Below are 14,973 nucleotides of genomic sequence, written 5' to 3'. Positions count from 1 at the left end.
AATGCTCCTTGTTGTGATAGGTTAGCTCTCTGTGCTGTACGTGCTGTGGTGTCTGCTCGCAATGTTTGTTTCTGGTTTATTGGCCAATATCCTCTCAACGACACCGTCTGCGTAGATTTCTACCCACTCAGTACAACCATATCGTCGCGATGGACGACCTCCGGCCCATAATCATACCCTAAAACGGAAACGATCTGTGATGAACGGAGACCGGCAATCATACGGAGATCGCTGGATCGGTACTGGGTCAGGCCGCGCGCTATCTCGCGCCCATCGCGGGCAAAGATGCGCACAGTTTGCCCGCGGTCAAACTCACCACTCACCTCGCAGATACCCGCGGCCAGCAGACTCTTGCCGTGTCGGGTCAGCGCGGTCGTTGCGCCTTCATCCACCACAATGCGCGAATGACGAACTGTTTCGGCCAGAATCCACCGCTGTCGCGCATCGGGGTGAGTTGTGGTAGCCGGGAAGAAGGTTCCGATACGTTCACCATTCGCCACCCGTACAATCACATCTGGCTCGTGGCCGGCTGCAATCACCACAGCTACGCCTGAACGGGTGGCCAGATCGGCAGCCTGAATCTTCGTCTGCATGCCGCCGGTGCCACGATGGGTACCGCTGCCACCGGCTATCGCCCAGACACGTTCGTCAATAACTGGTATTTCGCGGATCAGTTCCGCGTTTGGATCACTGCGTGGATCGGCGCTGTACACCCCATCAATGTCGGTCAAAATTAAGAGCAGGTCAGCGTCGATCAAGCCGGCCACCAGTGCTGAGAGGTTGTCGTTGTCGCCCACTCGAATCTCGGCAGTGACGACAGCATCGTTTTCATTGATGATTGGCACGATACCCTGCTCCAGGCAAAGGGTGAGCGTATTACGGGCATTGAGGTAACGCCGTCGGTCGCGCAGGTCGTCACGGGTGAGCAGGGCTTGCGCAACCTGTAAACCGTACAACTCAAAGATTTGTTCGTAAATGTGCATCAGGCGACTCTGACCGACCGCAGCAAAGACCTGCTTCAGGGGAATATTGCTGCGGTGATGAGGATTGACACCAAGGCGTTCTTTGCCTGCGGCAACAGCCCCTGATGAGACAAGGACGACTTCGTGACCGGCATCTTTCAGACGAACGATTTGGCGGGCCAGTTCGACAAAGTAAGGGCGATGGAGGCGATCTGTGCCGGCCGTTAAGACGCTTGTACCTAGTTTGACAACGAATCGGCTCATAATCTGTACTGCTCTACATTCGCTGCTTTGTAACAATGAGGGCGAGTTCATACTCGCCCCGTTGCATGCCTGAAGGTTGTATGGCTTTCGTTTCCTGCCTGTATCGGATGTCACCGGCGTGCGAAACGATGCTCTTATACCGCTATGCCTAGCTCGACCAGTCGGGCCGGCGTCGGATCGCCGGCAGCATCCCAGCCGTGACGGGCATAATATTCGGCCAGAAGCTGTTCCAGCGGTGGGGTGTGGCCGGCAGTTGGGCCACTACTCAATGCCTCGCGCAGGTAACGATCTGGAAGCGTGTCCTGACTGTTACTGGCGTAGCGACGGGTAAAGAGCCGGTCGAGGGTGACGATCCGCTCCCCAATTCGTACCAGATCGGCGCCAGATATGGTGCGACCACTGACTGCACCGAGGAGAGCAATCAATTCACCGGGTGTAATCTGATAGGCCATCAGGCCGAGACGCCGGCAAAACCCACTTGCATCAAGCGCAGCCGCAAACCGTTCGTGCCAGATCAACCGTAACGCCTTGCCTTCGCTTTCGCGCGGACCGCTGGCTGGTGGCGGCAGCCAGGCCGGTGGGTCGGTGACCAGCTCTTCAAACGCCATGGCATAGCGATAATCGCCCCCGATTGGGCTAGTTGCCATTGCCAGCCCGATCTCGGTGAGTGCTCGTGGATCAAGGGCCGGCATTGCCAGTCCTTTGACCTGGGGAGCAAATGCTGCCGATCCCCAAACGGCCTCTTGCATCTCGCCCACACCGAGGGAGAGAATGTCACGCTTCTCCTGTCGCTGACTGATACGATCAAGGGCAGCAATGACGGCTGCACCATCACCCCAGTTGAGGGTACGCTGACGGACCAATCCCTCGTCTTGTGCTTCGGTCATGAAGGTAATCGCCGCTGCGGTTGCTGCCGGGTCAAGCCCTAGTCGTAGACAACGGTCAGAAATCGCCAGCATTGCATCGGCGTCGGTGATGCCAACCCGTGCCGCAAAACCGGCGATCAGTTCCAGCCCCGGCAGCGGATGGGTCTCGCCGCTCTTCGTGCGCAAGTCTATGTAACAGGGCAACGGACATTGTGCACACCCGCGCTCCAGCCTGCCTCCCCGCCGGGCAATGTCGCTAAACATGCGAGCAATCGCGACACCGTCAGCCGGCACCCGCGCATCACGACTGGTCAACGCTCCGAGTTTAATCGCTGCCGGCAGGAGTCCAGCACTTCCAATTGTCCGAATTGCATTTGCCGTCTGGTTTTGCTCGCCGCGTTGACGGATCGATTGGAGAACACTTTGTACACGGGCTGGATCGACTGCCGGTAACGGTGCACGATCCCGCACGACAATCGCCTTGAGCTTTTTGTCGGCCATGACAGCGCCGGTACCGGCCGGTTCAACCAGATACTGGCCTTCCGCGACAATACTGGCATATGCAACACCCGCTTCACCGGCCGGCCCGATTGCCAGAATCCGCACGTCACTGCCTAACTCCTGACTGAGGGCGGCAGTTGTGGCTACCGTATCACGTCCGATCAGATGGCGAGCCGAACGTAGCCGCACAGTGTCGCCATCAATAAGCAGGTAGCACCAGTCGGGTGCTTCGCCACGAATCACCAGCACATCAATCCCATTCCGCCGTAGGGCGGCACCCCAATGCCCCGGTGCCCAGCCGTAGCCGATGCCGCCGGTGAGTGGTGAACGGGTACCGACCGTAAAGCCTCCCGTGGCAAACACCGCACTTCCGGCTAGTGGGCCGGCTGCAAAGATCAGAAGGTTGTCTGCCGACAGTGGTGGTGTGTCGGGTTCGAGCTGGTGCCAGAGTAACCACGCAATGGCGCCACGACCTCCGAGGTAGTCTCGTTCGACTTCATCGGGTAAGGTCTGGCGGGCGTGGCCGCGAGCAAGATCAACGGTAAGACTACGCAACGGCATGCGATTATCCTGTATGGTGCGATTTTCGCCGTTCTATTATACCGCTCTTGAACGATCAGTATGGTACAATGTAGCTCAATAATTCTTCACCCCTGTATTGTACCGCAGAGCTGCATATGTCGTCGTTGAAGCGCCCCCTGCACAATCATCTCGATCAGATACGTGCTGCTCAGCATCAACAGCGCCGGCAAGAGGCGATTGCTGCGCTGGCGGCGCTCGATTGTCTGCGGGGCGTTTCTCCAACTGAATTGTCAATCTTGTACGAGCGCGGTGTGTTCCGCGCCTTCCCTGCTGGCGCGACAGTCATAGGCCAACGACGCGGTTTTCGTTACCTCTTCTTTCTGCTACGCGGTTCATTACAGCTACGACTACGTGACAAGGATGGTCACGAGGTCTTGATGGGAATATTAGGGCGAGGCGATTGTTTCGGTGAAGGGCCACTCTTTGGTAAGTTCTTTCGCCATATGAGTGCGCTCACCCAAACGGCCTGCTATCTGTTGCAGATTGAGATTGCAACGCTGCGTGATGATCTGGCCTCACTCCCCTTGCTGACCACGGCGCTCCGCCAGGTGTATCGCCGACGGATGATCGAGGCAACGCTGGCCCGGATGCCGGTCTTGGGTCAGTTGCTGCCGTTAGAGCGAATTGCCATTGCCTCGCGTTTGCAACCCCGTCACGTTCCACGGGGTACACTCGTGGTCAGGCAGGGTGAACCAGCCGACTCGCTCTACCTCATTGAAAGTGGTCAGGTCGTTATCGAGCATAATGGTCAGACAATTGCCAGTCTAAGCGAAGGTGATCTGTTTGGTGAAATTTCGTTGTTAACCGGAGATACGCATCGGGCTAATGCACGAACGTTAACAACGACCGATCTGTTGGTGTTGCCCGGTACCGATTTCTACCGGCTGCTGCAACAATACCCGGCGCTTGAGGCCGATTTGCGCGCTATTGCCGAGCGACGACTCAAACATCTCTCCGCAGTGCGCAGTGATGCAGCCCGTGCCCGTGATATCGAGATGGCCGTCAATCACGGTCTGCTGCGCGCTCCCTACGTCCTGGTACGCGACCCGGCGCGTTGTCCGCCTGGTTGTCGGTTATGTGAAACCGGTTGTGCTACCCGCCACGGTCACGCACGTCTTCATCTCAATGGCACCCCGATAGATCGCTTCGATGTACTCGACCATTGCCGACAGTGTAGTGTAGGTGCCGAATGTGTCGAGGTCTGTCCTGAAGATGCTATCGAGCGTGTTGATACCGGTGCCCTGCGCATCACTAACCGCTGTACCGGTTGTGGTGAATGTGTGAGTGCGTGCCCTTACGATGCCGTAACTTCGGTGCCGCGTACCAGGCACTCTACCGGTCCGCTCTGGGAACTCTTTCGTCGTTTGCAGCAACGGGTACGGCCGTCCATTCCCCTGACTCCGACAACCCCAACTCACCGCGCCGATAAGTGTGATCTGTGCTTTGGGTACACTGATCTGGCCTGTGTGACTGCCTGTCCGATTGGGAATCTCCGCCTCGCTCCAGTGGAAGAGATCGTTCCCCTATAATACCTTCTGTCCGGCTCAGGCTATCCGGGTTTTGGGTTGCAGGAAGAAGAGCACGATCAAAATCGATCCACCCAGAACGAGTAATGCGATAAGCTTGAACAACGGTGTGAAGAAGTCGAACAGGCCAATCGAGCCGAACGCAATGCTTAATGCGTAGTAGCAACCAACAACCTGACGCTGGTTTAGCCCCAGGTCGAGCAGACGGTGATGAAGATGATCGCGCCCCGCCTGAGCAGCAGAACGACCGCGCAGGGTGCGGGAAAGGATCAACCAGGCCATATCGACCAGGGGCACTCCCATCACGAGCAGGGCCGTTGCCAGTTTGGCGCCACCGATAATCGCACAAATCCCGAGCGTGTACCCGATGGTCATGGCGCCGACATCACCCATAAAGATGCGGGCCGGATGCGTATTGAAAAGGAGAAATGCCGCACAGGCACCGCTGAGGGCTAATGGCAAGAGGGCTACTGTCAGTTGCGGTGGATCGAGGGTGAGGGTATGAATGGCCAGCACCATACCCGCAATAAAAGTCACTCCGGCAGCCAGGCCGTCAAGACCGTCGATCCAGTTCACCATGTTTTGCATGCCGACAATCCAAAGCACCGTAGCTGCAATTGCCAGCCACGGGCTGAGGTTATGCAGATGAATCTGATCAACAAAGGGAAAGTTAAACGCGGTGAGAATAATCCCTCGCGCTTCAGTCGGTTGACCGAGCACGTCGGGGTAGAGTGTGTGATCCCACAGATACGGTCCTACCGCAATCAATGCGGCAATAATATGCACACCCAAACGCGGTAAAGCCGGGAGATCGTAGAGATCATCAAAGAAGCTGACCAGAGCGATGATTGAGATACCGATCAGCAACAGGCCAATGCGTAACTGCTCAAACGCCGAACGGCGTAATGCCGGATCGATCTGCTCGAAACCTGCGCTCAGTACGATTGCCCCAACCAGACCGGCAATCATCGCCAGCCCACCCACAACCGGCGTCGGCTCGCGATGCACATGGCGCGGGCCGGGGTTGGCAACCCATCCCTCACGGCGAGCCAGGGTGATAAGTGGTGGGACAAGCAGCGCAGTGATTGCAAAGGCAATCAGAAATGTGCCTGAGATGGCAAGGATGGTTAGCATAGTGATGGTGCTACTGTTTCCGCTGGTACCGTAGCACCGGCAAGCGCCCGTGCCCGCCTTCGGAACCTAATCTCTCCGGAAACCCGCTCCGTAGGATATTATTTTTTACCCCGTCCCGAACTGACGATCACCGGCGTCTCCCAACCCCGGCACAATATAGCCCCGCTCGTTGAGATGACTGTCAATCGCGGCCAGATGGATCGCAACATCGGGGTGGGCTTCGCTCAGTGCCCGAACCCCTTCTGGAGCAGCAATCAGGCCCAGAAACTTGATGCGCTGCGCACCCCACTGCTTGAGAATATCTACCGCAGCAACCGCCGAACCACCGGTTGCCAGCATTGGATCGACGATAATCGTCAGATCGATGTCCGGCTTGCTCGGTAGCTTGTTATAGTACGTTACCGGTTGCAGGGTCTCGTGGTCCCGATACAGGCCGAGATGCCATACATGAACGGTCGGTAAAATCTCGACAATCGCCTCTGCCATGCCCAAACCGGCACGCAGAATCGGAATGATCCCGATGCGTTCAGCCACCTCATAGCCGGCGCATGTCGCTAGCGGTGTTTCAACCGTTAATGGTGCCAGTGCCAGGTCCTGAGTGGCTTCGTAGAACAACAGTTGAGCAATTTCACGTACCAGTTCGCGAAACTTCTTCGGTTCAGTCCATTTACTACGCAAAAGGGCCAGCTTATGTTGAACCAGTGGATGCCGTGATACAAATACTGCTGAAGACATAGTCCTATCCTGCGGTATACAGAAGCACCGCACTCGACGCTTGTGGTGTTGATCGGGTGATTATTGGCCTAAAGCCGTTCAAGTTTGTACCCTACCCCGCGCACGGTTGTAATAATTTTTGGTTTTGATGGTTCAACTTCAACTTTTTCACGTAGACGACGTACACAAACATCAACCAGATTCGTTTCACCAACGTACTCGTACCCCCAAACCTCGCGAAATAACACTTCACGGGTAAAGACCTGACCGGCATTTGCTGCCAGAAAGTAGAGGAGTTCAAACTCCATTGGTGTTAATTTGACTTCTTTGCCGCGTACTGCTACTTTATGTGCCGCCGCATCGATCACCAATTCCCCTACCTGTACGAAGGTTGGGGCAGTACGCGCCTTTTGCATATCGACCCGGCGCAAAATAGCCTCAACGCGGGCCACAAATTCGGCAACTTTGAAAGGTTTGGTGATATATTCGTCAGCGCCGCGCCGAAAGTCTTGCACAATATCGTCGGTACCTTCGCGTGCCGTAATGATCACAATTGGTACGTCACTCTTGGCACGAATGCGCTCGCACGCATCGAAGCCATCGACGAAAGGCATCATCACATCCAGAAAGATCAGATCGTAGGTCTCACGTTCAAATGCCTCTAGCGCCTCAAGCCCGTTGGCTACCACTGTTGTTTCATATTGCTGGGTAGGCAGTGCAGTCTGGATCAGACGGCCAATGGAAGGATCATCATCGGCCACCAGAATGCGCCGCTTTGGTGGTGGTTGATCAACAGACCGTTGTGACGTGCGATGAAAGAGTGGCATAGGCGTGTATGAACAACTTACAACTGACCTATTCGTTCACGAAACGTACTGCTGCCGTTATCTGTACAGTTATACTGCTTCATCAAGCCGACGACGGTAATCGGCACGCGGCACCAGGATCGGACGCCCGCGACCTTGAATGACTTCCGCCGTAACGATGCAGCGCCCGATGTGTTCTTGCGATGGTAATTCAAACATGACATCGAGCAGCACCTCTTCCACAATGCTCCGCAGAGCACGGGCACCGGTGCGGGCAGCCATCGCGCGATCAACAATCGCTTCCAGGCTGTCAGGTGTAAATTCCAATTCACAGTGATCAAGAGCGAAGAGCTTTTGATACTGCTTGATAATCGCGTTACGCGGTTCGGTCAGGATGCGCAGCATGGCTTCGCGGCTGAGCGGTTCGAGCGCAACAATCACCGGCAGGCGACCGACGAACTCCGGGATGAAGCCAAAGTGCATCAGATCATCAGGTGTGATCTGAGCCAGTAACGCACCTTCTTCTTCAACCGGATTGACCGGATTGCTGCCAAAGCCGATTAATTGTTTTCCTCGCAGCCGTTTGGCAATAATTTTGGTGATCCCCTCAAACGCACCGCCACAGATAAAGAGCACATTTGTGGTGTCAAACGGGATATACTCTTGTTGCGGATGTTTACGTCCGGGGAGGGGTGGGACGTGGGCAACGCCTCCTTCCAGGATTTTGAGTAGCGCCTGCTGGACCCCCTCGCCAGAGACATCGCGCGTGATCGAGGGGTTATCAGCCTTACGAGCAATTAATTTTGTCAATCTCGTCGATATAGATAATGCCGGTTTGTGCTCGTTCCAGATCACCATCAGCAGCCTGTATCAGGCGAAGCAGAATATTTTCCACATCCTCGCCAACATACCCGGCTTCGGTGAGAGCGGTGGCATCGGCAATCGCGAAAGGTACATCGAGCAAACGCGCCATTGTTTGCGCCAGCAACGTCTTACCACTACCGGTTGGCCCGATCAGTAAGATATTACTCTTACTGATCTCAACATCATCGATCCTGGCACCGGCCCGTACTCGCTTGTAGTGATTGTAAACCGCTACCGCCAGCGCAATCTTTGCCCGATCCTGCCCGATCACGTACTGGTCGAGTCGTTCGCGCAGTTTACGAGGGGTGGGTAAACGGGTCGGGCCTGGAGGGGTACTGCGACGGGCGTTTGGTGCCTTCTGATCGCTCTCTTCGGCAATGATGGCGCTGCAAAGCGCAACACATTCGTCGCAGATAAAGACGTTACCAGGGCCAGCGATCAGGCGTTGTACTTCATCCTGTCCGCGCCCACAGAACGAGCAGGCATACGGATCACGACCAGAATTGCGCGTTCGACTCATGGGATTTCTCCAGACGAGCGGGTGGGCACTGTTCATGCTCCCACCCGGGCGTCATTACTTCTTCACATCCTCACGGGTGAGGATTTCATCGATAATACCGTACTCTTTGGCCTGTTCAGGTGTCATGAAGAGATCGCGGTCAAAATCTTTCGCGATCCGTTCAATGGGCTGGCCGGTATCCTTCGCCAGCAGCTCACGTACCAGTTGTTGGAGCCGGAGCAGCTCGCGGGCCATGATCTCGACATCAGGAGCGTAGCCACGCGCTCCACCACCGGCCGGGTGCATGTGAATGGTTGAATGCGGCAGGCTATACCGCTTGCCCTTGGCACCACCGGCCAGGATGGGAGTTGCCATACTGCCGGCCATCCCCACACAGACGGTTGCTACATCGGGACGAATGTGGTGCATCGTATCGTAGATACCGAGTCCAGCGGTAACCGATCCTCCCGGACTGTTGATATAGAGCCAGATGTCGCGATCAGGGTCTTCGCTCTCCAGGAAAAGCAACTGAGCAACGATCAGATTCGCGATCTGATCGTCAATCGGTGTGCCCAGGATGACAATCCGCTCTTTCAACAGCCGTGAATAGATATCGAAAGCGCGCTCACCGCGACTCGTGCTCTCGACAACCATCGGGATGAGTAGTTCCGGTCGTTGCGAGAGCCATTCTGGTCCCGGCATACTACGCCAATCGTGACTGTAACGAGACGACCAATTCATACGACACTCCTCATGCTTCGTTCGATGACCGGCTCACCGGTTCATCGGAATTTGTAACATCAGTTGCACCTTCTGCGTCGGGAGCGGCAGGGCTGGAATCAGAGGTGTCTGTTGAATTGCCGCTCGCTATTGCACTGAGACGGGCACGTAGCTTTTTATCAAGGACTACATTTGCTACCGACGAGCGTAATTGACCGCGCAGGGTTCTCTCGACCTGTGGCCGTTGCTTCTCGTCGTAGCTTTCCAGAATCGTCTGAATCTCGGCCTCGATCTCATCCTCGCCGACCGTGATTCCCTCCTGTTTGATCACTTCACTGAGCGCCAGTGTGACCTTGACCTGCTTCTCGGCTTCAGGGATAAGCTCTTCAACCGCCTGATCGTGGGTCACACCGCGATATTGCAAGACCTGGTCAAGGGTGATTCCATAGCGTGCGAACTGCTGCTCTTGCTCATGGAGCATCGAGTGCGCAACATCGCGGATCATCACATCGGGAATATCAAACGTGGTCTGCTCAACGAGCTGCTCGATGTACGCATTAAGCTGCTCTTGTTCGGCACGTTTGCGCTCTTGATTGGCGAGGTTCTCGCGCACATGCGCACGAAATTCCTCAAATGTGCCGTTGAAGCTCTCAAGCGCCGGCAGCTCTTCCCACGCCGGGACGATCCGTCGTTTGATGTCGAGTATCTCGACGTGGAAGGTTATCTTTTTACCACGCAGCGACTCTTCATGGTGATCTTCAGGTAAAACAGCAACGATGGTTTTCTTCTCACCGACGCTCGTGCCGATCAAACCTTCGTACAGTTCGGGGACGAGGCGATTCGGTTCGAGAGGTAACGTCTCTTCGCTACCTTCATTCTCGATTTCGTCATCTTCCTCCTCTTCCTCCTCGTCATCGGTCTGTTCGGTGTCGGCTGCGGTCTCGGCCTTGGCTTCAGAATCATCAGCAGCTTCTTCAGACTGCTCTTCAGTTGCTTCCTCTTCTTCTCCCTCGATCTCCGTCTTCAAACGCACCTGTAGCTGATCACCTTGCTGAGCCGGTCGTGGTTCGTCAAGTTCCTGCAACGTGAGGTGTTTTTCACGAATCTGTTCTAACGCCGCTTCGACCATCTCGTCGGTGATCGGTTCTACCTCTAGCGGTACATGAATGCTACGGTAATCGGGCAGCGTAACCGTGGGAGGTACCGGCACATGAACGGTGAAGACAAATGGTTCGATGGAATGAATCTTATCAAGATTTGGCGGACCAACGACTTCGATGTTTTCTTGCTTGATGGCCTTGCGATAGCCGGTGTTAATCAGCTCTTCCGTCGCTTCTTCAATCAATGCCTCGCGCCCGAAGGTGCGTTCAATGATAAAACGAGGTGCCTTACCGGGACGGAAGCCCTGGATCGGAAACTTTTGTGATAGCCGACGTGCCGCCTGATCAAGACTGCGCTCGAACTGATCGCGGTCGATCTCAATCTGCAATGCGATCAGGCTCTTTGGTAGTTTCTCAGTAGTAACTTTCACTGTTGTATCCTTAAACACAATACCGCTTCGCGCCATCAGAAGTGGCTTATTGCTTGCTCGAAAATACGCACACATCGGTGCGCTGTATGGTGCATTATAGCACGTCTATCTGGTCTATGCGAAGAGATTACGCGGCGAAAAGTTGCGATTGGGGCCTATTGTGAATTGGATTTGTTCGGACCAAGCCGGCGCGCAACACGCTGGAGCAGATTGCGAATCTGGCGGTAGATGATTTTGGGCGGAGCTTCGTCAAGGGGCACCCAGGCTGCGGTACGAATTCCTTCGTCAACGGCAGGTGTCGGTGGTTCAGGTGCAGCACTGGCGAGAAAAAAGGTGACCTGTTTGTCTTGCCAGCGACCACGGTGATAGATAGGATAGGTAATCCGTTCGAGCCGTTCAGCAATCGTGCAGTGAATCCCGGTCTCTTCAGCTACTTCACGTACTGCGGCCTCTTCGTCACTCTCCCCTTCATCAACATGGCCCTTTGGGAGTGTCCATATCCCTCGCCGATCCTGGATCAATAAGACAAGAAGCCGGCCCGTTGGGTCACGGGCCAGCACAACACAACCGGCGGCACGAATGGGGCTACTGGTCATACAATCCTCAAAGCCCAAACAGGCGGCCAATGGCAGCTTCAATCTCGACCCACCACTGTGCCATTGGGGTGGCGTTGGCTTGCTGCGAAATCCATTCGAGCCGACCGGTGGCCAGCAAGATCCCCATCACAACCATTAAGGCACCGCTGGCCAGGCTGGTCGAATGCAGAAACAGTTCACGACCAAAGAGGTGGACGGTAAAGCCGCGTCCACGCAAGAGACGCCACACCCGCGATCCGGTGCCTAGTCGGTGAAAGAAGGTCGCGATCAGGATGAGAGGTAGACCTAGCCCAAGCGAATAAATGAAGGCCAGGACTGCGCCCTGAATGATGGCAACATCACTGGTTGCCGCCAGGAGGGTTAAGAGCGCACCCAGAATCGGACCAACACAGGCCGTCCAGCCCAGCGCAAAGGTGGCTCCGTAGATGTAGGATCCGGCAAAGGTGGCTGCCGGACGTTCTTGCAGTTGAGGCCCGGCAAATCCCTTGCCAAGCATGCCCATGATCCCAAAGCCAATGATGATTAGCCCGCCCCAAAAGGTAAGTGCACTGCGGTTGGCAAAGAGCAGACCGCTGAGCGCAGTGGCGCTTGCCCCCAGCAGGGTCATGGTCGTTGCCAGACCAAGGAAAAATGCGATGCCCATCATCGCGATGCGTGCTTTACCTTGCCCGCTGGCCTGAAAGGTGAAGGCAAAGTAGGCCGGTAAAATGGGAAGCGTGCAGGGTGAAAGAAAGCTGAGTACTCCGGCGATGAATGCCGGTAGGGCCAGTACCAGCACACTCCCGCCACCGGTAAGAAACCGGGCCTGCTCGCCAGGGTCTAAGCTCAGTGCAAAGAAGATCAGAAGAGCCAGAATGCCGATCATCGCTATGGCTACGACACTGCGCTTGCCTATGCGACGCGGTGTTGATTCTATCGGTTGTGATTTCATGCAGCCCTCGCCGGTGATGGTGAGATTGTCGGTAAACGGGGAGCGGTGCGGCGGATGCGCGCGGCTTCTTCCTCGCTTACCGGGGTTGCCCCCATAAAAAATAGTGCTTCACTCAGTGTATCATAACGGTAGCGCCGCCGCTCCCATTGTCCGAATTCGTTGCGACAGAGCAATGTTATGCGGCAAAAAATATCGTCTTTGAGATGCTCCTCTGCTTCAATCCAGACCAGTTCCCTGGCCGGAAAGAGGGTTCGTAGCCGCTGATAGCATGCATCGTGATGGTTCGTTGCGTTCGTCATACCTGCAAACTCCACTTGCCAGATCGCTGTCTATCGTGTTGAAGCCTGTGTGCACTGCCAGGCTGTGCGATTTCACCGTGTTTTCTTCATCAGATGGCGCAAATGAGTTTGCTCCTTAATCATTATACTCCGTTGTTGTTACGATTGATTGTGCATTAGCTCACATTCCTGGTTGTTTCCTTAACCTGGCTTCATCGAGAAAAAGCGCGATGGTTGTCTTGCGCTTCTGGTGATCATCATTGGCTGACACGCTTGCAGTAAGTCCAGGGTGATGATTTACTGCGGTATCGTCATGCTTTGTCGATTGTAGTACTGCATGTCAGGCTTTCGTAAGATAATCCAAGTTGCCACCTATGCTGTGAGCAGGCCACGAAAAACTACCGGCGATGATGCACAGCACGACGCTGCGCACCACATCGTGCAGCGTACCTGACCGGTATGCATCGTGTGGGTCGCAGCCAGTTCCGTAGACGCACTACGTCACGCACATCTGGTATGCCCATCCGCCGTGTCTCGGTGGTGATATAAGGGAGTACCTTGGGTGACGATCTATCCGCGTGCATCCGCCTCACCCGCGTCCATCCGTGTTCCACCCATCCCCCCGTCGCGCTCAACGACCCGCACCACTGTGGTGGCGTAAGGGGGCAACTTGGATTGAGATACCTTTCCCGTAAAGGGCCGGTTATTGGTAACTCCAGGCTTAGTCAATCATTAGTCAGTCTTTAACGCCCCTTGCATATCGCCTTAACATCTCTCCTGTATCGTGCATAGAGGAGAAAAGAACCAAGAGGTGGGAGCTGCAAGCAGATGCGTATCGCGTTGATTTGCGAAACCTTTCTCCCAGATGTTAACGGCGTGACGACGACCCTCTGTCGGCTACTTGAGTATTTGCAGTATCAGGGGCACGACGTGCTCTTATTTGCCCCCCATGGTGCTCCCTCTAGCTATGCTGGTGCGGAGATTGTGCCACTCAATGGTATGCCATTGCCACTCTACCCGGAAGTAAAGCTTACCCCTCCGCAGCCGGGATTAACCGCTCGCTTGCAACGGTTTCAACCTGATCTGGTGCATCTGGTTGGCCCGGTAGTGTTAGGGGCTATCGTGCCCGGTATTGTGCGGCGGCTCGGCTTACCGTTGATTGCTTCGTACCATACCGATTTTGGCGCGTACAGTCAGCATTACGGATTTGGCTTCCTCAAACACGGCGTCAATGCCTGGTTGCGCTGGATTCACAACCGCTGCCGGATTAATCTCTGCCCTTCGCGCTTCACGATGAACGTGCTGCGAGCCGCTGGGTTTCGCCGCTTGCGCATCTGGGGCCGCGGTGTCGATATTGAACGTTTTCATCCCCGTTATCGCAGCGAGACCTGGCGGGCTGCGGTCGGTGTGCAGCCCGGTGAGCGAGTTGTGCTCTACGTGGGACGAGTAGCTGCCGAAAAGCGGGTTGATCTGTTGCCAGAGGCCATTCGTGGTCTGCCGAATACCCGTCTGGTGATCGTTGGCGATGGTCCATTTCGCTCTGAATTGCAACGCCGTTGTGCCGGTCTGCCGGTTCATTTTACCGGCTATCTCAAAGGAGATGACCTGGCAACAGCTTATGCCAGCGCCGACGTATTTGTCTTTCCGTCTGATACCGACACCTTTGGTCAGGTGGTACAGGAGGCAATGGCCTCGGCTCTGCCGGTGGTTGCTGCACGGGCTGGTGGTGCGCTTGATCTCATCCATCACGGTCAGAATGGCTACCTGTTCACTCCCGGTGTTGTGAGTGATCTGCGATCCCGGCTCCGCGAAGTCCTTGCCCGTGATGAACGGCGTCTGGCCCAGGGTACGGTTGGACGGACAATTGCTGAACAGCGTTCCTGGCCGCGGGTGATGCAAGAGTTGATGGGGTATTATGCACAGGTGTTACGACCACGTAGGGTCAGATCGCTGCGCCCATCTTGATAACAAAGTTGCCCCTGTAGCGCTGTTAGTAGAACTTATTTCATAAAACGCTATGCTGTCGCGCTCTAACAACCATCTGTGATGCTATCACGCGCCGGATTGGTTGCCTTGTTCGCTCATCATCCGTGTGTCGCGAAGTTTGGAGTGCGGCAGCCATGCTGCCGCGCCAGCCGTGCTCACAATCTGGTACGTGTCAGGTCGTTGACCCGGCTGGTCACGCGAATGCCGGGTATG

At 55.6% G+C, this 14,973-nt stretch carries 14 protein-coding genes; 2 read left to right on the top strand and 12 right to left on the bottom strand.

Annotated elements, in window-relative coordinates:
- Positions 1 to 119: 119 nt before the first annotated feature.
- The gene (gene proB, locus CAUR_RS08005) at positions 120 to 1,226 is read right to left on the bottom strand and encodes a glutamate 5-kinase (protein ID WP_015909083.1); all 1,107 of its coding nucleotides are present in this window, start codon (positions 1,224 to 1,226) and stop codon (positions 120 to 122) included.
- A 134-nt stretch (positions 1,227 to 1,360) separates the two neighbouring features.
- Positions 1,361 to 3,154, bottom strand: coding sequence for an aldehyde ferredoxin oxidoreductase family protein (locus tag CAUR_RS08000; RefSeq protein WP_012257406.1), 1,794 nt, complete (start codon positions 3,152 to 3,154; stop codon positions 1,361 to 1,363).
- A gap of 116 nt (positions 3,155 to 3,270) precedes the next feature.
- Here CAUR_RS08000 and CAUR_RS07995 point away from each other — a divergent pair, with 116 nt between their 5' ends.
- Positions 3,271 to 4,704: a cyclic nucleotide-binding domain-containing protein gene (locus CAUR_RS07995; protein ID WP_012257405.1), complete on the top strand. Its 1,434-nt coding sequence runs from the start codon at positions 3,271 to 3,273 to the stop codon at positions 4,702 to 4,704.
- A 15-nt stretch (positions 4,705 to 4,719) separates the two neighbouring features.
- Here the strand turns inward: CAUR_RS07995 and CAUR_RS07990 are convergent, their stop codons facing one another.
- The 10 genes from CAUR_RS07990 to CAUR_RS07950 all read right to left on the bottom strand — a co-directional run bounded on the left by CAUR_RS07990 (position 4,720) and on the right by CAUR_RS07950 (position 12,795).
- A complete protein-coding gene (locus CAUR_RS07990; protein WP_012257404.1) occupies positions 4,720 to 5,835 on the bottom strand; it encodes a glycosyltransferase family 4 protein in 1,116 nt (371 codons plus the stop codon).
- A gap of 105 nt (positions 5,836 to 5,940) precedes the next feature.
- On the bottom strand, positions 5,941 to 6,570 hold the full coding sequence (gene upp, locus CAUR_RS07985) for a uracil phosphoribosyltransferase (RefSeq protein WP_012257403.1): 630 nt from the start codon (positions 6,568 to 6,570) through the stop codon (positions 5,941 to 5,943).
- Positions 6,571 to 6,638: 68 nt separating this feature from the next.
- Positions 6,639 to 7,376, bottom strand: coding sequence for a response regulator transcription factor (locus CAUR_RS07980; RefSeq protein ID WP_012257402.1), 738 nt, complete (start codon positions 7,374 to 7,376; stop codon positions 6,639 to 6,641).
- Positions 7,377 to 7,445: 69 nt separating this feature from the next.
- Entirely contained in the window at positions 7,446 to 8,165 is a 720-nt protein-coding gene (locus tag CAUR_RS22040; RefSeq protein WP_479722946.1) for an AAA family ATPase, read from the bottom strand.
- On the bottom strand, positions 8,143 to 8,739 hold the full coding sequence (locus tag CAUR_RS22035) for a ClpX C4-type zinc finger protein (RefSeq protein ID WP_479722945.1): 597 nt from the start codon (positions 8,737 to 8,739) through the stop codon (positions 8,143 to 8,145). Before CAUR_RS22035 ends, CAUR_RS22040 begins: the two co-directional genes overlap by 23 nt.
- Before the next feature lie 54 nt (positions 8,740 to 8,793).
- A complete protein-coding gene (locus tag CAUR_RS07970) occupies positions 8,794 to 9,459 on the bottom strand; it encodes an ATP-dependent Clp protease proteolytic subunit (RefSeq protein ID WP_012257401.1) in 666 nt (221 codons plus the stop codon).
- Between the two features lie 10 nt (positions 9,460 to 9,469).
- Complete coding sequence (locus CAUR_RS07965; RefSeq protein ID WP_162015861.1) at positions 9,470 to 10,969, bottom strand: trigger factor; 1,500 nt, start codon at positions 10,967 to 10,969, stop codon at positions 9,470 to 9,472.
- A gap of 155 nt (positions 10,970 to 11,124) precedes the next feature.
- Positions 11,125 to 11,565, bottom strand: a complete 441-nt coding sequence (locus CAUR_RS07960) for an NUDIX hydrolase (RefSeq protein ID WP_012257399.1) — start codon at positions 11,563 to 11,565, stop codon at positions 11,125 to 11,127.
- Between the two features lie 7 nt (positions 11,566 to 11,572).
- Positions 11,573 to 12,496, bottom strand: coding sequence for a cytochrome c biogenesis CcdA family protein (locus tag CAUR_RS07955; protein WP_012257398.1), 924 nt, complete (start codon positions 12,494 to 12,496; stop codon positions 11,573 to 11,575).
- Positions 12,493 to 12,795, bottom strand: coding sequence for a hypothetical protein (locus CAUR_RS07950; RefSeq protein WP_012257397.1), 303 nt, complete (start codon positions 12,793 to 12,795; stop codon positions 12,493 to 12,495). The genes CAUR_RS07955 and CAUR_RS07950 overlap by 4 nt, the downstream gene beginning before the upstream one ends.
- An 807-nt stretch (positions 12,796 to 13,602) precedes the next feature.
- On the opposite strand from CAUR_RS07950, the gene CAUR_RS07945 reads away from it, so the two are divergent.
- Positions 13,603 to 14,739 (top strand): glycosyltransferase family 4 protein, encoded by a 1,137-nt coding sequence (locus CAUR_RS07945; RefSeq protein WP_012257396.1) that lies wholly within the window; start codon positions 13,603 to 13,605, stop codon positions 14,737 to 14,739.
- The last annotated feature ends 234 nt before the right edge of the window (positions 14,740 to 14,973 follow it).

This window comes from Chloroflexus aurantiacus J-10-fl, assembly GCF_000018865.1.
GTDB lineage: Bacteria > Chloroflexota > Chloroflexia > Chloroflexales > Chloroflexaceae > Chloroflexus > Chloroflexus aurantiacus.
The sequence above is the reverse complement of the archived record's forward strand: the minus strand, read 5'-3'. Positions and strand labels throughout refer to the sequence as shown.

Coding starts and splice junctions, on each gene's coding strand:
- CAUR_RS08000 (WP_012257406.1), bottom strand. CDS start 3,154: ATGCCGTTGCGTAGTCTTACCGTTGATCTTGCTCGCGGCCACGCCCGC.
- CAUR_RS07990 (WP_012257404.1), bottom strand. CDS start 5,835: ATGCTAACCATCCTTGCCATCTCAGGCACATTTCTGATTGCCTTTGCA.
- CAUR_RS07950 (WP_012257397.1), bottom strand. CDS start 12,795: ATGACGAACGCAACGAACCATCACGATGCATGCTATCAGCGGCTACGA.
- upp (WP_012257403.1), bottom strand. CDS start 6,570: ATGTCTTCAGCAGTATTTGTATCACGGCATCCACTGGTTCAACATAAG.
- CAUR_RS07945 (WP_012257396.1), top strand. CDS start 13,603: ATGCGTATCGCGTTGATTTGCGAAACCTTTCTCCCAGATGTTAACGGC.
- CAUR_RS22035 (WP_479722945.1), bottom strand. CDS start 8,739: ATGAGTCGAACGCGCAATTCTGGTCGTGATCCGTATGCCTGCTCGTTC.
- CAUR_RS07995 (WP_012257405.1), top strand. CDS start 3,271: ATGTCGTCGTTGAAGCGCCCCCTGCACAATCATCTCGATCAGATACGT.
- CAUR_RS07980 (WP_012257402.1), bottom strand. CDS start 7,376: ATGCCACTCTTTCATCGCACGTCACAACGGTCTGTTGATCAACCACCA.
- proB (WP_015909083.1), bottom strand. CDS start 1,226: ATGAGCCGATTCGTTGTCAAACTAGGTACAAGCGTCTTAACGGCCGGC.
- CAUR_RS07970 (WP_012257401.1), bottom strand. CDS start 9,459: ATGAATTGGTCGTCTCGTTACAGTCACGATTGGCGTAGTATGCCGGGA.
- CAUR_RS07960 (WP_012257399.1), bottom strand. CDS start 11,565: ATGACCAGTAGCCCCATTCGTGCCGCCGGTTGTGTTGTGCTGGCCCGT.
- CAUR_RS07955 (WP_012257398.1), bottom strand. CDS start 12,496: ATGAAATCACAACCGATAGAATCAACACCGCGTCGCATAGGCAAGCGC.